The sequence below is a fragment of the Mesorhizobium sp. STM 4661 genome (genome assembly GCF_000359125.1).
Taxonomy (GTDB): domain Bacteria; phylum Pseudomonadota; class Alphaproteobacteria; order Rhizobiales; family Rhizobiaceae; genus Mesorhizobium.
Genome location: NZ_CAAF010000064.1, coordinates 88,276 through 105,903 on the forward strand (window position 1 = coordinate 88,276; position 17,628 = coordinate 105,903).

At 63.7% G+C, this 17,628-nt stretch carries 18 protein-coding genes; 7 read left to right on the forward strand and 11 right to left on the reverse strand.

The window, feature by feature from the left end; all coding sequences use genetic code 11:
• Positions 1–13: 13 nt before the first annotated feature.
• Genes MESS4_RS21290 through hemP form a run of 5 tightly spaced genes read right to left on the reverse strand, consistent with a single transcriptional unit; the run spans position 14 to position 4,182 of the window.
• Positions 14–802 carry a heme ABC transporter ATP-binding protein gene (locus MESS4_RS21290; RefSeq protein ID WP_006335371.1) on the reverse strand — a complete coding sequence of 263 codons (789 nt, stop codon included), beginning with the start codon at positions 800–802 and terminating at the stop codon, positions 14–16.
• Between the two features lie 8 nt (positions 803–810).
• A complete protein-coding gene (locus MESS4_RS21295) occupies positions 811–1,914 on the reverse strand; it encodes an iron ABC transporter permease (RefSeq protein WP_006335372.1) in 1,104 nt (367 codons plus the stop codon).
• A 10-nt stretch (positions 1,915–1,924) separates the two neighbouring features.
• The gene (locus tag MESS4_RS21300; protein ID WP_081609813.1) at positions 1,925–2,851 is read right to left on the reverse strand and encodes a hemin ABC transporter substrate-binding protein; all 927 of its coding nucleotides are present in this window, start codon (positions 2,849–2,851) and stop codon (positions 1,925–1,927) included.
• A gap of 11 nt (positions 2,852–2,862) precedes the next feature.
• On the reverse strand, positions 2,863–3,924 hold the full coding sequence (locus tag MESS4_RS21305) for a hemin-degrading factor (RefSeq protein ID WP_006335374.1): 1,062 nt from the start codon (positions 3,922–3,924) through the stop codon (positions 2,863–2,865).
• A gap of 51 nt (positions 3,925–3,975) precedes the next feature.
• Positions 3,976–4,182: a hemin uptake protein HemP gene (gene hemP, locus MESS4_RS21310; protein WP_006335375.1), complete on the reverse strand. Its 207-nt coding sequence runs from the start codon at positions 4,180–4,182 to the stop codon at positions 3,976–3,978.
• A gap of 278 nt (positions 4,183–4,460) precedes the next feature.
• Here hemP and MESS4_RS21315 point away from each other — a divergent pair, with 278 nt between their 5' ends.
• The 5 genes from MESS4_RS21315 to MESS4_RS21335 all read left to right on the forward strand — a co-directional run bounded on the left by MESS4_RS21315 (position 4,461) and on the right by MESS4_RS21335 (position 8,915).
• The gene (locus tag MESS4_RS21315; protein WP_198292788.1) at positions 4,461–6,608 is read left to right on the forward strand and encodes a TonB-dependent hemoglobin/transferrin/lactoferrin family receptor; all 2,148 of its coding nucleotides are present in this window, start codon (positions 4,461–4,463) and stop codon (positions 6,606–6,608) included.
• Positions 6,609–6,613: 5 nt separating this feature from the next.
• On the forward strand, positions 6,614–7,057 hold the full coding sequence (locus tag MESS4_RS21320; protein ID WP_006335379.1) for a hypothetical protein: 444 nt from the start codon (positions 6,614–6,616) through the stop codon (positions 7,055–7,057).
• A gap of 941 nt (positions 7,058–7,998) precedes the next feature.
• Positions 7,999–8,166, forward strand: coding sequence for a TonB family protein (locus MESS4_RS34710; protein ID WP_348259958.1), 168 nt, complete (start codon positions 7,999–8,001; stop codon positions 8,164–8,166).
• Between the two features lie 61 nt (positions 8,167–8,227).
• A complete protein-coding gene (locus MESS4_RS21330) occupies positions 8,228–8,542 on the forward strand; it encodes an antibiotic biosynthesis monooxygenase (RefSeq protein ID WP_036241811.1) in 315 nt (104 codons plus the stop codon).
• Between the two features lies 1 nt (position 8,543).
• The gene (locus MESS4_RS21335; RefSeq protein WP_006335383.1) at positions 8,544–8,915 is read left to right on the forward strand and encodes a VOC family protein; all 372 of its coding nucleotides are present in this window, start codon (positions 8,544–8,546) and stop codon (positions 8,913–8,915) included.
• A gap of 28 nt (positions 8,916–8,943) precedes the next feature.
• Here the strand turns inward: MESS4_RS21335 and MESS4_RS21340 are convergent, their stop codons facing one another.
• Complete coding sequence (locus MESS4_RS21340) at positions 8,944–9,990, reverse strand: glycosyltransferase (protein WP_036241829.1); 1,047 nt, start codon at positions 9,988–9,990, stop codon at positions 8,944–8,946.
• A gap of 67 nt (positions 9,991–10,057) precedes the next feature.
• Positions 10,058–13,669 (reverse strand): bifunctional proline dehydrogenase/L-glutamate gamma-semialdehyde dehydrogenase PutA, encoded by a 3,612-nt coding sequence (putA, locus tag MESS4_RS21345; RefSeq protein WP_006335387.1) that lies wholly within the window; start codon positions 13,667–13,669, stop codon positions 10,058–10,060.
• Positions 13,670–13,831: 162 nt separating this feature from the next.
• Between putA and MESS4_RS21350 the strand changes: the two genes are divergently transcribed.
• Positions 13,832–14,284 carry an Lrp/AsnC ligand binding domain-containing protein gene (locus MESS4_RS21350; protein ID WP_081609814.1) on the forward strand — a complete coding sequence of 151 codons (453 nt, stop codon included), beginning with the start codon at positions 13,832–13,834 and terminating at the stop codon, positions 14,282–14,284.
• Between the two features lie 4 nt (positions 14,285–14,288).
• Here the strand turns inward: MESS4_RS21350 and MESS4_RS21355 are convergent, their stop codons facing one another.
• From MESS4_RS21355 to MESS4_RS21370, 4 genes are all read right to left on the reverse strand, one after another.
• Positions 14,289–14,603, reverse strand: coding sequence for a helix-turn-helix transcriptional regulator (locus tag MESS4_RS21355; RefSeq protein ID WP_006335392.1), 315 nt, complete (start codon positions 14,601–14,603; stop codon positions 14,289–14,291).
• The gene (locus MESS4_RS21360; RefSeq protein ID WP_006335393.1) at positions 14,600–14,923 is read right to left on the reverse strand and encodes a type II toxin-antitoxin system RelE/ParE family toxin; all 324 of its coding nucleotides are present in this window, start codon (positions 14,921–14,923) and stop codon (positions 14,600–14,602) included. Before MESS4_RS21360 ends, MESS4_RS21355 begins: the two co-directional genes overlap by 4 nt.
• Positions 14,924–14,991: 68 nt before the next feature.
• Positions 14,992–16,161, reverse strand: coding sequence for a cytochrome c peroxidase (locus MESS4_RS21365; RefSeq protein ID WP_036241830.1), 1,170 nt, complete (start codon positions 16,159–16,161; stop codon positions 14,992–14,994).
• 26 nt (positions 16,162–16,187) lie between these two features.
• Entirely contained in the window at positions 16,188–16,637 is a 450-nt protein-coding gene (locus MESS4_RS21370) for a FixH family protein (RefSeq protein WP_006335395.1), read from the reverse strand.
• A gap of 231 nt (positions 16,638–16,868) precedes the next feature.
• On the opposite strand from MESS4_RS21370, the gene MESS4_RS21375 reads away from it, so the two are divergent.
• Positions 16,869–17,628: sugar kinase (locus MESS4_RS21375; protein ID WP_036241812.1), on the forward strand; the 760-nt coding region annotated here is incomplete at its 3' end.

Consider the following 17,628-nt stretch of genomic DNA (forward strand, 5'->3'; position numbering starts at 1 on the left):
TGATGACGCAGACCTAAGCTGCTGATTGCGGCAACACGAACGGCATATTCCCCGGCGGCAGCGCGCCGACCTTCAGCCGGCAGTCGAACACTTTTTCGATCAGATCGTCGCTCAGCACGTCCTGCGGCGAGCCGTTGGCGGCAAGCCTGCCGCGATGCATGACGAAAATCCGGTCGGCATACATGGCCGTCAGATTGAGGTCGTGCAGGATGGCGACCACGCCGCCGCCCCTTCTGGCGAAATCGCGGGCAATGCCCATGATGATCAACTGATGCTTGATGTCGAGGCTGGAAACCGGCTCGTCGAGGAACAGATAGCGCGGCTTGCCGTCGAGCACCGGCGCCCAGACCTGACAGAGCACGCGGGCAAGCTGCACGCGCTGCTGTTCGCCGCCCGAAAGCTCCTGGTAGAAACGGCCGGCAAAGCCGTCGAGATCGACGCGCGCCAACGCCCGTTCGGGCAGGCGCTCGTCCTCGCCGGGCAACACGCCGGAGCGTCCACCGACCAGGCCGAGCCTGACGATCTCGCGCACCGTGAAGGGGAAGGACAGCGTCGTCGCCTGCGGCAGCACGGCACGCACTGTCGCGGCTTCGACCGGCTTCAGCGTCGAGAGATCGCGGCCGTTGATGATCACCTCTCCCGAATAGGCAAGGTCGCCCGACAACGCCTTGAGGAAGGTCGTCTTGCCCGAACCGTTGGGGCCGACGATCGCCGCGACTTCACCGGGCCGCATGTCGAAATCGACATTGGCGACGATACGCTTGCCGCCAATGGCCACAGAAACATCCCGCGCTTCGATCATCACGCCTCCTACAGGTCGACGACGCCGCGCTTGCGCAGCAGGATCCAGAGGAAGAACGGCGCGCCGGCGATCGCGGTGACGATGCCGATCGGCAGTTCGGCCGGCGCCACGATGGTGCGGGCGACGGCATCGGCCAAAAGCAGCAGGCAAGCGCCGAGCAGCGCCGAGGCCGGCAGCAGATAACGGTTGTCCGGGCCGATAGCCAGGCGCAGCAAATGCGGCACGACGATGCCGACAAAGCCGATGCCGCCGCTGACGGCGACAGACGCGCCGACCGCCGCCGACACGCCGACGATTGCCGTGTATTTCAGTCGCTGCACAGGAATCCCGAGATGGCCGGCGGTGGCCTCGCCGAGTGCCAGCGCGTTAAGGCCACGCGCCAGGAACGGCATCGCCGCCAGCGCCAGCACGATGATCGGCCCGACGGAACCGATCTTCTGCCAGGTCGCGCCGGCGAGCGAGCCGAGTTGCCAGAAGGTCAGATCGCGTAACTGCCGGTCGTCGGCCATGAAGATCAGGATACCGGTCAGCGCCATGGCAAGGGCCGCCAGCGCTATGCCGGCAAGCAGCATGGTGGCGACCGAGGTTTGGCCATGCCTGGTGGCGACCTGATAGAGCACCAATGTCGTCGCCAGCCCGCCGCAGAATGCCGCGAGCGGCAAGGCAAGCGTTCCCAGCGCCGACGTGAACGGCGCGAGCACAGTGGCGCCGAGCACGATGACGGCCACCGCGCCAAGGCTCGATCCGGCTGAAACGCCGATGAGGCCGGGGTCGGCCAGCGGGTTGCGGAACAGCCCCTGCATGACCGCACCGGAGACGGCAAGCGAGGCGCCGATCAGCACGCCGAGGATGACACGCGGCAGACGGATGTCGTAGACGATCAGGCGGTCGCGGGCGTCCAGCGCCTCATTGCCGGGCGCAGCACCGAACAGCCAGCCATGAACAACGCTGATGGCCGACGCATCCGATGCACCTGAAGTCAGCGACAACAGCACGGCAAGGGCGAGCCCCAAGCACAAAAGCAGGATGACGATGCGGGCGCGCCCCGAACGGTCTCCGTCCGATGCTTTCGCCATAGTGCCCGCCGCACCAGCGATCGATTGATCGGCCATCGGGCGCCGCTCAGTCCGTGACCTGCCCGCCATAAAGCGAGACGGCCAGATCATGGATGGCGTCGGCCGTGCGCGGCCCGAAGCCGAGCAGATAGCCGCCATCCATGCGGACCACCTTGCGGGCAACGCCCGCCGGCGTCGATGAAATGGACGGGCTGGCGAACAGCTGGTCGTCCGATACGGCCGGACCGGCGTTGTTCATCATCAGGATGACGTCCGGCCTGGCGGTGATGACAGCCTCGTCGGACAATTGCTTGTAGCCGGAAAAACCGTCGATCGCATTGACGCCGCCGGAAAGCTTGATGATGCCGTCGGCGGCTGTCTGGCTGCCGGCGGCGAGGATCTTGCCGCCTTGAATCGACAGCACGAACAGGATGCGCTTGCGATCCTTGATCGAGGCGGTCTGCTTTTCGGCGGCCTTCAGCCTGGCATCGATCTCGGCTGCCAGCGCATCGGCCTTGGCGTCGGCGCCGAGCGCCTTGCCGACGATGCGGATTTTTTCGAGTATGCCTTCACGATCGTAGCGCTCGGGCACCTCGATGAACGGGATGCTCGTCTTCTTCAGCACGTCGACGGCCTCCTTTGGGCCGCTGCCGTGCAGCGCCAGGATGCCCGACGGATTGACCGAAAGCACACCTTCCGGCGAAAGCTGGCGCATATAACCGACATCGGGCAGGCTGAGCGCCGCCTCGGGGTAGCGGCTGGTCGAATCGCGGGCGACCAGCCGGGCCTGTTCGCCAAGCGCAAAGACGATCTCGGTGATCGAGCCGCCGATGGCTGCGATCTTCGAATTGTCGGCAAAGACCGCAGTGTCTTCCGCAGCGTTAGCCGGCAGAAGGGCCGCGAAAGCCAGGGAAAGGCCGACCGCCGGCGCAAGCGCCCGTTTGGAAAGGGGCGCCAATCTGCCAACGCGCGCAAGCCCGAGAAAAGAAAGCATCGTCATTGTCCTTAGGCCGCGGTCGGGCTTGGAATGCGCGGCAGGTTTTCGGCAAGGAACCGCCAGTCTTCGCGCTCGCCTTCGCCTTCATGGCGCTTGCCGAAGAACTGGATGATCATCTTGCCGTCGGCGCCATAGGCTTCGAGCGACGTGACATGGCCGTCCTTGGTCGGTTTGCGCACGGCCCAGACCTCATGGATGTGGTCGGTCCGCAAATGCAGATGGAAGGTCTCGTCCAGCACGTTGACCCATGGCCCCATCGGCTTGATCGATTTGATCGGGCCGGAATGGATCTGGATACAGCCGCGATTGCCGACAAAGCACATGATCGGCATCTCGCCCTCGGCGGCATGGTGGAACATGGCGCTGACGGCGTCGTTGTCGAGCAGCCAGGCGTAATCCTGGCCGACCATGCGCATCGCCTGCTGGCGGTCGAGCTTCAGCGTTTTCAGCATGCCGAAGAACTGATGCACGTCGGTCAGCCGGCTCCAGCGCTCGCGCAGATCGTCAATGCTCGCAGCGGAGTCCGTAGCCTCGGCCTCGTCTTCAAACCCTCCCCCCGAAACCGCGACCGACGGCTCCTGGTTCGGCGATTCGAGCCCGGCCACCAGCTTCTGATAGGCATAGAGATTGGACGCGGGCCTGAGATGCACCTTGTGCACCGCCTCGCCCGCCTCGTCGAAGAACTGCAGGCTGCGCCTGATGTCACCGCCGTCGCGCTTTTCCACGGCAAAGCCGTGCGCCCAGACTTTCGGGAAGATGCGCAGGTCGATGTTCTCGCCAAGCACCATCGCATTGTGGTTGCCGGTGACGATTTTGTCGTAGACGCCGATCTTCTCGTGCACAGCGCTTTCGTTACGGGTCAGCGCCATGACCTCGCCGACAGCCTCCAGCCCGGTCAGAAGATCGTTGACGCGCGGCTCGACGCGGACGACGCCGTCGCCGCAATGCGCGGCGACCAGTTCGGCCTCCGAAATGCCGAGCTGGGCGGCGAGATCGCGCTCGCGCATCTTCGGATTGTCCGCCCGCGCCCGCCGGATTTCATGCGGGGCGGGTTTTACGCGCTGGTCCATATCTTAAACACCTGCCTGTCTTACAGCCACTCGCCTTACGGCCACTTGCAGCTACTTGTTGAGGATCAGCTTGCCTTGGCGAGTGATCTTCAGCCGGTAGAGCGCGCCGTGGTGCTCGATGCCGATCTCGTGCTCACCCTGGAACAGCGTGTTGCTGGACAGCGTCCTGACGGCAAGCGGAACCCGGTCGAAACGGGCCGAATTGTCGTCGGAACGGCGGACGCGATAGCGAAAGTCACTGGGATTGTGCGTGTTCATTGGTTCGATCCCTTTCCTGTGCCGGGCGTCTGGCTAGGCGTTGCGTAGATGCCGATTCATTTCTTGACTTGAATAATCATGTTTACTAGTCAGTGCAATACCGGACTAAATGAGTCAACATTTAAGACGCCGGACACGATGAAAAATGCCAGCGAGCGCCAAGCCAGCCAGCATCGAACCTGGATTTTTGGAGTTGGGGCATGGGGTTGGCGAATTGGGGACGGCTGGACTTGGCGAAGGGTGACGCAGGTCCGGCGCATCGGTCGATGGCGAGGACAATGGCCGCATTGCTGGCCGGCGCGGCAGCGATCAGCTTGCTGACAGCACCCGCTGGCGCTCAACAGGCATCAGCTCAACAGGGACCAGGCGAACAGCAGACTGACCAGGCGAAGCAAGCTGAATCGGCCCAGGCACCGGCGGGCGCGACGCTGCTCGACCAGATCCTGGTCATCAGCCGCACCGGCGAGACGGCGATCGAATCCCTGTCATCGACCAGTCATGTCGACCAGGAACAGTTGGACCGGCGCATGGCAACGACGCCCAACGAGATGTTGCTGGGTGTGCCGGGTGTGGCGGTCCAGGCCGATGCAAGGCGTGTCAGTTCCTCCATCAACATCCGTGGCCTGCAGGATTTCGGCCGCGTCCAGGTGATCGTCGACGGCGCCCGCCAGAACTTCCAGCGCTCCGACCATGGCCCGCAATCGACCTTCTACGTCGATCCCGAACTCATCAAATCCGTCGACGTGATCCGCGGCCCGGTCGCCAACACCTATGGTTCGGGCGCGATCGGCGGTGTCGTCTTCTTCGACACCAAGGATGCCGAGGATTTTCTCAAGCCGGGTGAGACCTGGGCCGGCTCCGTGACCGGACGCTACGAGAGCAATGGCGAGGGCTGGACCACCAGCGCCACCGGCGCCTATCGCTTCAACGAAAACTGGGACGTGCTGGGCAACATCGTCTACCGCGACTACGACGACTACAAGGACGGCGGTGGCGACACCGTCAACGGCACCGGCTTCGACGTGCTGAGCGGCCTGCTCAAGACCACCATCCGCCCGAGCGAAAACAGCGAGTTGAAGCTCGGCTGGGTCGGATCGAGCGACAGCTGGAACGAGGTCAGCGGCGGCGTCCCGGTGAACGACGCCGACTTGAAGTCGAATACTTTCACCGCCCGCTACAACATCACCGACGATGCCAAGAGCTGGCTCGACCTGCACATCAATGCCTCCTACAACAAGACCAACCTCGATCTGACGACCCTGGTCCCTCAGAACCGCTTCGACCCGGTCACCGGTCTTCCCGTGGTCCTGCCGGCAGGTTCGCTATCGACTTTCGATGTCGGCACGACCGGCATCGATATCTGGAATACGTCGCGGTTCGAGACCAGCGCGATCGCGCATGAACTGACCTATGGTGGTGACTGGGTCGGCGACGACGTCGAGACTGGCGGCACCGCAGGCGGCGACAGTTTCTACACGCCTTCGGGCAAGCGAAACGTTTCCGGCGCCTATGTCCAGGACAAGCTCACCTGGGATTGGCTCGAAGTCATCGCCGGGCTGCGCTACGACAGCTACAAGCTCGACAGCGATGTCGGCGAAACCTCTGGCGACCGGCTATCGCCCCGCATCACCGTCGGCGTCTCGCCGTTCGAGAGCGCGAGCCTTTCAGGGCTGCAATTCTATGGCACCTACGCGGAGGGCTACCGCTCTCCTTCGCTGACGGAAACCCTGATCAGCGGCAATCATCCGGCCGGCGTCACCTTCCCGTTCCTGCCCAATCCCAATCTGAAGCCTGAATCCGGCGAGACCGTGGAATTCGGTGTCAACTACAGCACCAACGGCATCATCCAGTCCGACGACGCGCTGCGGTTGAAGGCCGCCTACTTCAACAACAATGTCGACGACTATATCGACGGCGTGACACTGTCGGCGTTCGACCCGACCAGCGGCTGCCCGTTCGGGCCGGGCATCCCGATCTGCTTCCAGTACCAGAATTTCGCCAAGGCCAAGATCGACGGCTTCGAGATGGAAGCGTTCTACGATGCCGCATGGGGATATGCCGGGCTTTCCGCCTCATTCATTGATGGCCACACCATCTCCTATGACGGAGACCGGGCGGACCTTGCCACCATCCCCTCCTCCCAGGTCACGGCGCAGCTCGGCCTGCGTTTTCTCGAGGACAGGCTCACCGTCGGCGGCGAAGTGCAGTACAATGGCAAGCTGAAGGGCAACGCGATTGCCAAGGACTATACGCTGGTCAATGCCTTCGCCAGCTATCAGGCGACCGACAATTTCAAGGTCGACTTCCGCGCCGACAATTTGTTCAACGTGAAATACACCAACCCGTTGAACGTATCGGCCACCAGTGTCATTTACGAGCCTGGCGTCACGCTGAAGCTGGCGGCGACCATGCGGTTTGGAGGCTGATGACAATGACAGGCTTGACGGCATCGCTTCGTCTGCTGACCTCGGCGTTGGCGGTGTCGCTTGCGATGGGCCCGGCGCTGGCGCAACAGGCCGCGCCGGCCCCATCGCTGACCCTCGAGCTCAACGCCATGCAGCCCTCGGACAAGGGCTGCCGCTTGACCTTCGTCGTCAACAACGGCCTTGGCGCCGATCTCGCCAAGGCGGCGTTCGAGATCGCGCTGTTCAACGAGGCCGGCGTCGTCGACCGGTTGACCGTGCTCGACTTCAAGGAATTGCCGGCGGGCAAGACCAAGGTGACGCGTTTCGACCTTGCCGGCACCGACTGCACCAAGCTCAGCCGGGTGCTGATCAACAGCGCGACGGAATGCGCCGGCGCAAGCGTCGAGCCTAACGCCTGCATGCGCGGCCTGAAGACCGAGACCAAGACCGGCATCGCCTTCGGGGTCTGAGTGGGACTGCATCCCGCATTCACGCAGACCACCGCGGCATGGCCTCTGACCGGCGCCGCTTCGCCGCTGTGCGGGGCAAATGATCTTGATTTGACTTTTCCGCGTGGGTCGCCGCAATTTCCGTCGCGCGACATGCAGGAAATCAGTCCCCTCCCTGACGCCGGCGGCGAGCTGGCGATAGTGCCGGCCGAGCCGCTTGCGCAGGCGCGCCCGAAAGGACAAACGCGCAAATGGACCGCGGCGATCGTCGTTTCATGCCTGCTTCACGCCGCCGTAGCGGGGGTTTTCCTGTTCTCGCCGGCCGGGTCATTCGATTTCCAGGATGCTACGCAGTCAGAAGGCAGCGATCAATTGGGCGCCAATGTCACTGGCAGCGCGCTGGATCGCGAAGCGCCAGCAATGAATGTTACATTGGTGCCGAACCCGCAGCCGGCCAAACCGGAGGCGGCAACGGCCAAGCCAGCCAAACCGGTGCAGCCAACAGAGCCTCGGCAACCCACCAAGGAAGCAGTGAAGCAGCCCCTTGAGCCTCCGCCGGAAGCTGTCAAACCGCCAGCGACCAGACCAGACATCCTGGTGGCTGGAGCTCCCGATGATCAGAGCGTGGTTCCGAAGAATGAGGTGCCGGCACAGCCGACTGCTCAGAAAGAAAGCACCGAGGCGCCTGTTGCATTTGCCGGGCAGCCGCCGATCCCCAGTGCCAGACCAAGTCCGGCAGTGCCCCCTTCAAGAACAAGCGAAGCAGATGAGAAGCGCGGCACGGCAGATGGCCAGGACCGCTCTGCTCTGGCAGCGAGCAAGGGCAAGAAACAAAATGAAGCAGGCACCGCAGCGGAATCCAGCTACCGCAGCGACGTCATAAGAAAGCTCAGCCGCGTCAATCGCGGCGTCCCGCCTTCGGTGCAAGCAACCGCACGCAACAATGCGTTGTCACATTCGTCATTGGCAGTCGTGGCGGCATCAATGAATTGCGCATCCTGCAAAGCTCCGGATCGGCAAACTTCGATCAGGTCGTGCTCGGCATCGTGCGCAAGGCAGCTCCCTTCCCTCCCATCCCGCCAAAGGTCGGCAACAATCTGGTGTTTACAGGCGCTATCGGTCCGTTTTGAGAGTCTTCGCCTCGTCGTTTCCATCAACCGTCACAGTTCGCCAATTCTGAAAGGAACCAGCATGTACATCGCCATGAACCGCTTCAAGGTCCAGAACGGCTCGGAGGACGCCTTCGAGGACGTCTGGAAAAACCGCGATTCAAGCCTCTCGGAGATGCAGGGTTTCAAGGAATTCCATCTGCTGCGCGGCCCGGTCAACGAAGCCGAGGGCTACACGCTGTTCGCCTCGCACACGATCTGGGCAAGTCATGAGGATTTTGTCGCCTGGACCAAATCCGAGAATTTTCGAGCCGCGCACCGCAATACCGGCTCCAGCAAGGTGCATTATCTCGGCCATCCGCAGTTCGAGGGCTTTTCGGTCGTCGAGGGCGCGTGACGTGGCATCGCCCGCTGCTGACCCTGCCCGCACAATCCCGATCCTGCCCTCGCCCGATATCAAGGCGACACGTGATTACTACCGAGACCAGCTCGGTTTCGGCGTCGTCGGGCCGGAGATGGACGACTATCTCATCGTGCGCCGCAACGAGATGGAGATTCATTTCTGGAAGAGCGACGACCGCAAACTGCCCGAAGTATCGTCCTGCTATATCAGAGGCGGCGAGGTGCCGGCGCTGCACGCCGAATTTTCGGCGCGCGGCGTCAACAAGCTCAGCCCCTTCACCGTTCGCCGATGGAACATGAAGGAGTTTTACGTCTGGGACCCGCACGGCAATCTGCTGAGATTTGGCTGCGCGCCGGAGGAAGTGTGAACTTCGGCGAAGCCGTGCCTGCCGCTTCTCAGACCTTGGTGAACAGTCCTCGCAGCCCCCGCGTGAGGCGCTTGCGCAACCGCCGCCAGCGACTGCGGCGATCGAGGAACGGCAGCAGGCGCGGATCGTTTCCCAGGTCGCCAAACCTTTTGACATGCTGCGACAGGAATCCCGGCACGAAATGCCTGCCGTTGATGGCGCCCAGCCGTGTCGCATCGGCCAGGACATAGTCGAGGACATCCTTGCCCATGGCGATCTCGTGCGTCCGATAGCCGGGTGATTGCTGCACGTGACCGCCGGCATAGGCGGTGCCTGCGGAAACGCTGGCTCCATGCAGGCGATAGAGGCCGAGACATTCCGACAGGATCAGGCTGCCCGCGGCCAGATGCGCGCATGTTGCCGCGATATAGTCGGTTCCCATCCTTGACTTGAACGGAAACGCCAGAACCGGCTCCAGCGCGCCGCGCCGGAAGACCATCGACGATGTCGGCGCCCACATCCAGCCATAGGCCTCGGGGCCGAAATAGGTGATTGGATATTCCGATGCATAGACGATCTCGGGCGCCATCTCGCCAAGCTGCTTGCCGGGCGTCGTGGCCGTGCCGGACGCATCCGTCCGGGAACGCGGCTTGCGCAACATAAGGTAGGTACCGCTGAGCACGGTGCGGTCGCTGTCGATCAGATAGACGTCGGAACTGGACATTGCCGCCGGGCGCGTCGCATTGAGATGCGCGGAAAGATGCGCGACGAGAAAATCCGGCAGCCAGATATCGTCGGCGTCGAGGAACGCCAGGAAAGGCGCATCGCTCGCGGCAAGACCATCACGGAACGCAGCCAGTTGGCCGCCATTTTGCGAACGCACCAACAGGCTGAGGCGCGGATCGCCGATCGCCTGGAGAAGCTGGCGGACATGGTCGGTCGAGCCATCGGTCGAAGCGTCGTCGACGATGACGCAGGTCCACCTCTGATAGGTCTGCGCCAAGACCGAGCGGATCGCGTCCTCGACGTAGGCGCGATAATTGTGACAGGTGATGACGACGCCGACACACGGAAGCTCAAATGGCGTGGATTGCATCAGGTCAGCCTCGCCCGGTGGTCGGGTCGCCCGCATGTTTATCCCGGCATCTTTTCTTTGCAACCGATCACGCCGCAGCCAGCAGGCTGGCATTGCCGCCCGCGGCCGTGGTGTCGACGCAGACAGCCCTTTCATGAGCATATGCCGCCGGGTTGAGCACCTCGCTGACCAGCGGCACGATCGGACCGGCGCGGTCGGCGATGACTTTGCGCACGATGCGCGCGGCCTCTTGCGTACCTGAAAAGGCGACGACGTCGACACGCAGAGAGCGTGCCTCGACCGGGTCGGGCCGGCCGTCGATGGCCGCCAGCGGCAGGCCCTTGCCGGTCAGCGCCGACAGTGCCGCCGGCGCACCTGGCGCGACGGCGAGCACCGCATTGCCCGCGGCGAGCGCCTGGATGGCCTGCGCCAGCAGCGTGTCCTGATCCGGGCCGAGGCAGAGCACGCGGCCGCGCGGCGACAGCGACAGCGTGTTGGCCTCGCCGGTTGGCCCGGGCAGGTCGACCTGGCCGAAATCGATGCTCGCGGCAGCGCCGATCGCCGCCGCGCCCTTGCCGCGCAGATGTTTGCGCAGGATGGCGACGCGGTCTGCCCGTGTCGACCAGCCGCCAAGCGCGGGATCGGGCAGATTGTCGGCAAGCTCCGTCGCCGTCACCTTGTGGCCATCGGCGATATGCGTGCCGGCCTCCGGTCCCTTGCGGAAGCGTCTGAGATAATGCGGGCCGCCGGCCTTCGGCCCGGTGCCGGAAAGCCCCTCGCCGCCAAAGGGCTGCGAGCCGACGACGGCGCCGATCTGGTTGCGGTTGACATAGATGTTGCCGGCATGGATGCCGTCGACGAAATGCTGGACGCGGCCCTCGATACGGGTGTGCAGGCCGAAGGTCAGGCCATAGCCCTTGCGGTTGATTGCGGCGATGACGGCGTCGATCTTCTCGGCGTCGAAGGTGGCGACGTGGAGAACCGGCCCGAACACCTCGCGCTCCATCTCCTCGATGCCTTTGACCCGGAACACATGCGGCGCGACGAAGCGGCCATCCTTCGGCGCTTCGAGCTTGACGATCAGCCTGCCCTGCAGGCCCATTTTGGTGCAGTAATCGCGGATCGAAGCTTGCGCCTCGTCATCGATGACCGGGCCGACGTCAGTCGAAATCTGCCAGGGATCGCCGATGCTGAGCGCTTCCATCGCGCCTTTCAGCATCTCCAGCATCTTCTTCTCGACATCCTTTTGCACATAGAGCACGCGCAACGCCGAGCAGCGCTGGCCCGCACTCTGGAAAGCGGAGGCCAGGATATCGCGCACCGCCTGTTCGGGAAGTGCGGTGGAATCGACGATCATTGCGTTCAAGCCACCGGTCTCGGCAATCAGCATGGCATCGGGCGCGGCAGTCTCCGCCAGTTGTTTCTCGATCAGCTTGGCGACCTCGGTCGAGCCGGTGAAGCAGACGCCGGCGATGCGCGGATCGGCGGTCAGCGGGCCACCGACGGACGGTCCGTCGCCGGGCAGAAGCTGGATGACGTCTTCCGGCACACCGGCCTCGCGCAGCATTTCGACGGCGCGGAAAGCGATCAGCGGCGTCTGCTCGGCCGGCTTGGCGATCACCGAATTGCCGGTGACCAAGGCGGCGGCGATCTGGCCGGTGAAGATCGCGAGCGGAAAATTCCAAGGCGAGATGCAGACGATGGCGCCGCGCGCTTGTGTCCCCGCTTCGGCATTGGCGGCTTCGGCGGCGTAGTAGCGCAGGAAGTCGACCGCTTCGCGCACTTCGGCAACGCCGTCGGCCAATGACTTGCCGGCCTCGCGCGTCGCCAGCGCGAAGAACTCGACCGCGTTGGCCTCATAGAGGTCGGCGGCGCGGTTGAGGATGGCGGCGCGCTCGGCGACCGGACGTTTCGCCCAGGCCGGCTGCGCCTCCACCGCGATTCGCACGGCGGTCGCGACCTGCTTGGCGGCAGCCTCGCTGACCGTGCCGACCACCTCGTCAGGCTTGGCCGGATTGACGATGGGGCGCTGCTTGCCGTAGCCGGCGGCGCGGGTGATCGGCTTGGCGTGCCAGCGATCCGGCCCGGCAAACCCCGCTTTGGCCTTGTCGATGGCGGCCAACGTCACCGTATCGGTGATGTCGACCCCCCTGGAATTGCGGCGGCCGGCGCCGAAGATCGCCGCGGGCCGCGCGATCGCCGGATTGGCGGCGGGACCCTGTCTTTCAACTGTTTCGAGCGGGTCGCGGGCGATGTCCTCCGGCTCGACCTCCTCGTCGGTGAGCTGGTGGACGAAGGAGGAGTTGGCGCCGTTCTCCAAAAGCCGGCGGACCAGATAAGCGAGCAGGTCGGAATGCGCGCCGACCGGCGCATAGATGCGGCAGCGCGTGCCTTCGGCCTGACGCACCGTCTCGTGCAACGCCTCACCCATGCCGTGCAGCCGCTGGAACTCGAAGGAGTCGCGATCTCCCGCCATCGACAGGATCGCGGCCACGGTGTGGGCGTTGTGGGTGGCGAACTGCGGATAGATGCGGTCGGTCATCGATAGCAGTTTTTTCGCGCAGGCCATGTAGGAGACATCCGTGTTGGCCTTGCGTGTGAAGACGGGATAGCCGTCGAGCCCGAGCATCTGTGCCCGCTTGATTTCCGTGTCCCAATAGGCGCCCTTGACCAGCCGCACCATGATGGTGCGGTCGTACTTCTTCGCCAGTGCGTAGAGCCAGTCGATGACGAAGGCAGCACGGGGACCATAGGCCTGGACGACGACGCCAAAGCCGTTCCAGCCGGCAAGCTCCGGCTCTGCCAGCACCCGTTCGATGACGTCGAGCGACAGGTCGAGGCGATCGGCCTCCTCGGCGTCGATGTTGAGGCCCATGCGCGAATGGCGCGCCGCCAGCGCCAGCGACAACAACCGGTCGGCCATGACAGGCAGCATCTTTTCCTTCTGCGCCACTTCATAACGCGGATGCAGCGCCGAAAGCTTGACCGAGATACCATGGTTCTGGCGGATGTCGGGACCATTGGCCCCCGCATCGAGCGAGGAAATCGCATCCGCATAGGCCTTGAGATAGCGCAAGGCGTCGGCCTCGGTGCGGGCCGCCTCGCCCAGCATGTCGAAGGAATAGAGATAGCCTTTCTGCGTCATCGGCCGACCGCGCTTGACCGCCTCGGTGATGGTGCGGCCGAGCACGAACTGCTCGCCCATTTCGCGCATGGCGGCCGCAACCGCCTTGCGGATGACCGGTTCGCCCAGACGGCGCACCATGGCCCGGAGCGTGCCCTCGATGCCGCCCTCGCCTTCGTCGAGCACCCGGCCGGTCAGCATCAGTGCCCAGGTCGAGGCGTTGACGAAGATCGAGCTCGAGCCGCCCGAATGCGCCGACCAGTCGTGCGGCGCGATCTTGTCGGCGATGAGATCGTCCATCGTCTCGGTGTCGGGCACGCGCAGCAGCGCCTCGGCCAGGCACATCAGCGCCACGCCCTCCTTGGTCGAGAGGCCGTAGGCGGAGAGAAAAACTTCCATCAGCCTGGGATCGGACGAGCCGCGCACCGCTCGCACCAGATCGGCGGCGCGGGCCGAGATCGCGTTGCGGTCCTTTGTCGACAACCCCGTCGCCTCGGCCAGCCGCTTCATCGCCTCGTCTTCGTCGGGCAGATAATTGGCACGGATCTGCTGGCGGATGGGATCGAGCGCTGGCATGGCGGTCCTATGAAGCGAGCATCAGGGAGCGGGCCGGCGGTCACCGGACCGAATGGCGCAAACTAGCACAAAGCTAGATTTCAGTCGTTCCAAAGAAATCGACAGGATAGGTCAGTTGACCTATCATATGGCCTGATTTCCCTCAGTTTAACCATGGAATCGATGACCGAAGACCAATTGGACCGCATCGACAGGAACATCCTCTCGGCGTTGGCCCGCGATGGGCGGCTTCCCATATCGGAGCTCGCCGCCAAGGTCGGCCTATCGAAGACGCCGGTGCAGGCGCGGGTCAAGCGGCTGGAGAAGGACGGCTATATCAGGGGCTACCAGGCGATCATCGACCGCGAGCGCATGGGCGAAGGTCATGTCGCCTTCGTCCAGGTCAAACTGTCCGATACGCGCTCGGCCGCTCTCGACGCCTTCAACCGCGCCGTCCAGGCGGTGCCGGAGATCGAGCAATGCCACATGATGGCCTCGAGCTTCGATTACCTGCTGAAAGTCCGCACCACCGATATCGCCGCCTATCGCCGCGTCCTCGGCGAGCGCATTTCCGCCCTGCCCCACGTCGCCCAGACCTCGACCTTCGTGGCGATGGAGACGGTGAAGGATCGCTAGCAGTTCAATGGCCCGTGCGCGATTTCGGCTTCCCAGGCTCGAAACTGATGCGGAGCTTCGATCCGGTTGCCTTGGCGAAACGTTGCAAGGTCCGGGTTGAAGGCATGTTCCGACCACTCTCCAAACGAGCAATGACCGCTTGTGTCGTTCCCATGGCGGTGGCGACTTCTTCCTGCGTCATGTCGGCTTCGCCGCGCGCCCTGATCAAAGCTTCAGCGATCGCGAACTCTTCCTCCAAGGCTTCGTATTCGGCAACGAACTCTGGATCCTTGAACCAGTCCTTGGCGGCTTCCTCGACGGGTATTACTTTCCGGCTCATAGAACCTCCTTTGCTCTCTTCAGAGCCAGTTCGATCTCACTTCGTGGCGTCTTCTGCGTCTTCTTGGTGAAAACCCGCACGATAACCACACGGCGTTCGGCCGCCGTCACGTAGACCGCGCGAGCAATCCCGTCACGCCCCTTCATCCGCATTTCCCAAAGCCTGCCCTCCAGGTGCTTTACGTAGGGCTCGTGCACTTTCTGCAGGCCATGAGCCTCGATCAAACGCGATATCCGCAGAAAGTTGGCAAGAATGTCTTTCGGCTGAGCCTCAAGCTCGTGCCGAACTTCGACATTTAGAAACTCAACCACCCAGCCCATCGAGTCAGGATATATCTTTTTTGCAATATTTCTTCAACTGTAATTGCTGGCCGGAGTCTATTCATTATTCACTCCGCCAGCGTCTTCAAAAACGCCACCAATGCCCCGCGCTCGCGGTCCGAAAGCTGGAGCGGATGGATCTCGGACACGCCTTCGACACTTGCCGGCGCCTTGGAATAATGCGCCACCACCTCGTCGAGCGACGAGAACTGCCCGGCATGCATGTAGGGTGGCCGCGTGGCAGCCCCGCGCAGCGACGGCGTCTTGTAGGCGCGCACCAGCTCCGGCGCATCCTTCACCATGAAGCGCAATTCGCCGCAGGCGCCGGCGTCGCCGTCGCGAAAGGCGCCGAAACAGTTGAACGGATCGGCCTCGACTTGGCGTACCGCATCCACGCGGCCGCGATCCGGTGGCAAATCCTTGACCGGCGGCACGCCGGTATTGTGGAAACTGTTGTCGGTGAAGCGCGGACCGGTGTGGCATGTCACGCAATTGGCCCTGCCGATGAACAGCTTCAGCCCAAGGATTTCCTCGGGCGAAAAGGCGTCGTCGCTCTTCGGTACAGCGCCGGTGGCCAGGTCGATGGCAAAGCGGTCGAAGCGCGTCCGCGGCGGTGCGATCGACCGCTCGAAGGCGGCGATCGCCTTGCCGATATTGGCGAAGACGCGATTGACGTCCTCGGTCTGTTGATCGGACATGGCGCGCCACGCCGCCTTTTCGGCGTCAGTGCCGAGCGGGCTGGCATTGGCCGGCACCTTGGAAAGGTCGGGCAGCGGCCCGAAGATGCGCTCATAGCGTTCGCCAAAGCGCGCCTCGATGTAATGCGCGAACGCCGCTCGGTTGCCGGCTTGCTCCAGCGGATTTTCGAGTGGCGTCAGCGCTTGCGCCCAAAGGCTGTCGCGGCGCCCGTCCCAGAAGAACCAGGGATCATGCGCGACGCCGGCCAGCGGCATGGTGCGCCGGTTGGTGCGGCCGACGCCCACCGCTTGCGGCAGGTCGTCCTGGAACTGCCGGTCGATCTTGTGGCAGGTCGAGCAGGAAACCATGCCATCGCCGCTCATCCCCTGATCGAAGAACAGCGTTGAGCCAAGAGCGGCAGCGGCCGGCACATCGGCGAAGCGATTGGTGGTGTCGGGCTTCAGTGAGGGCAACGCCGACAACGCCAGCGAGGCGATGGTCTTCTTCTCGGCATCGGAGAATTCCGGCTTGCCGCAGCCGGCAAGCACGGCCATCGCCATCAGCACGAGAAAGCGCGAAAGCCAGCTCACAGCAGCACGTTGAAGACGACCGTGTCCGAACCGGCCGCCGCGGAAATGGCGAAATGCAACCGCCACAATCCGCTCATCGTGAATTTCAGCCCGTCGATGCGATAGCGCCCGTCGCCCAGATAATCGGTCGCTTGCGGGCTGGTCGGCAGGCCATGATTGTGCTGCGGCATGCCGCCGGAAACCGCGATCGCCGCCCCTTCCACCGGCGCTCCCGCAACTGTCTTGAGGGTCAACAGCCAGGATTGCAGCTCGCCTTGCCGGATAACGCCGCGCTCGGGCTCGAAACTTGCCACGAACAACCCGTTCGCCGTCTTTTTCGAACGGGAAATGTCCGCGCCGGCACCCTGCGGCGCTTGCGGCGCGGTCAGATAGACCACCGCCAGAATGCCAGCCAGCAAGGCAGCCAGACCAAGACCTGCTAGAACATAACGCCATAACGATGCCAAACCGGTTCCTCTCCAGAGATAACGTCTCGGTCGGCAGATCGCGTCCCGCCGCGCCTGTGGGAAAGCGCTTCTGGCGCAAAATCCGCCGCCGCCAAGCATGGCGCCGCCGGCTGCAAAAAGCTACAGCACCGGGTCTTTGGTTTTGTGCATGTCGTTACCCCAAAACCGCTACGCACCTCGGGTCAGGCCCGAGGGCAAGCTTTGGGGCGACATGCGCCAGGAGAGAGATTCATGGCAGGAAACGGCGTCGCCTCGATCGGTGAATGCATGCTTGAACTTTCAGGCCAGGCGGGGCCGAACTGGCGCATGGGCTTTGCCGGCGACACGTTCAACACGCTGTGGGCGCTGCATGCGCTGAGTGGCGACCGTCCGGCGACCTATGTATCGGCTTTTGGCGACGATCCGTTCTCGCGCGACCAGATCGGTTTCTTCGCTGAAAACGGCATCGGCATCGGCGCCAGCCCGGTCATATCAGGCGCACGGCCCGGCCTCTATGCCATCATGCTGACCGGCGCCGAACGCTCCTTCACCTACTGGCGCGGCGATGCGGCCGCGAGGCAGCTTGCCTCCGATCCGGCCGCACTGGCAAAAAGCCTTGAAAACCAGGCGCTTGTCTACTTTTCCGGAATCACTTTGGCAATTCTGGATGAGGCCGCGCGCAAGACGTTGCTTGCGGCCATCGACACGGCGCGCGCGGCCGGTTCGCTTGTCGCCTTCGATCCCAATTACCGGCCGCGACTGTGGCTCGGCCGTGAGGCGGCGCAAGCCGCTATCCTCGATGCCCTTGCCGTCACCGACATCGCGCTGCCGACCTTTCCCGACGAGCAGATGCTGTTCGGTGATGCAGCGCCGCAAGCAACGGCGCAACGACTGGGAAAGCTGGTCGGCGAAGTCGTGGTCAAGAACGGCGAGGAGCCGGCGCTGATCGCCGAAAACAAGACCCTGCAACCCGTTCCAGCCGTGCATGTCGCCGCCCCCGGTCGACACGACC

Excerpts from the sequence above, each read along its gene's own strand:
- MESS4_RS21315 (WP_198292788.1), top strand. The coding sequence starts at position 4,461 with ATGGCCGCATTGCTGGCCGGCGCGGCAGCGATCAGCTTGCTGACAGCA.
- MESS4_RS21300 (WP_081609813.1), bottom strand. The coding sequence starts at position 2,851 with ATGCTTTCTTTTCTCGGGCTTGCGCGCGTTGGCAGATTGGCGCCCCTT.
- putA (WP_006335387.1), bottom strand. The coding sequence starts at position 13,669 with ATGCCAGCGCTCGATCCCATCCGCCAGCAGATCCGTGCCAATTATCTG.
- MESS4_RS21295 (WP_006335372.1), bottom strand. The coding sequence starts at position 1,914 with ATGGCCGATCAATCGATCGCTGGTGCGGCGGGCACTATGGCGAAAGCA.
- MESS4_RS21340 (WP_036241829.1), bottom strand. The coding sequence starts at position 9,990 with ATGCAATCCACGCCATTTGAGCTTCCGTGTGTCGGCGTCGTCATCACC.
- MESS4_RS21330 (WP_036241811.1), top strand. The coding sequence starts at position 8,228 with ATGTACATCGCCATGAACCGCTTCAAGGTCCAGAACGGCTCGGAGGAC.
- MESS4_RS21305 (WP_006335374.1), bottom strand. The coding sequence starts at position 3,924 with ATGGACCAGCGCGTAAAACCCGCCCCGCATGAAATCCGGCGGGCGCGG.
- MESS4_RS21365 (WP_036241830.1), bottom strand. The coding sequence starts at position 16,161 with ATGGCGATGGCCGTGCTTGCCGGCTGCGGCAAGCCGGAATTCTCCGAT.
- MESS4_RS21350 (WP_081609814.1), top strand. The coding sequence starts at position 13,832 with ATGACCGAAGACCAATTGGACCGCATCGACAGGAACATCCTCTCGGCG.
- MESS4_RS21320 (WP_006335379.1), top strand. The coding sequence starts at position 6,614 with ATGACAGGCTTGACGGCATCGCTTCGTCTGCTGACCTCGGCGTTGGCG.
- MESS4_RS21360 (WP_006335393.1), bottom strand. The coding sequence starts at position 14,923 with ATGGGCTGGGTGGTTGAGTTTCTAAATGTCGAAGTTCGGCACGAGCTT.
- MESS4_RS21355 (WP_006335392.1), bottom strand. The coding sequence starts at position 14,603 with ATGAGCCGGAAAGTAATACCCGTCGAGGAAGCCGCCAAGGACTGGTTC.
- hemP (WP_006335375.1), bottom strand. The coding sequence starts at position 4,182 with ATGAACACGCACAATCCCAGTGACTTTCGCTATCGCGTCCGCCGTTCC.
- MESS4_RS21290 (WP_006335371.1), bottom strand. The coding sequence starts at position 802 with ATGATCGAAGCGCGGGATGTTTCTGTGGCCATTGGCGGCAAGCGTATC.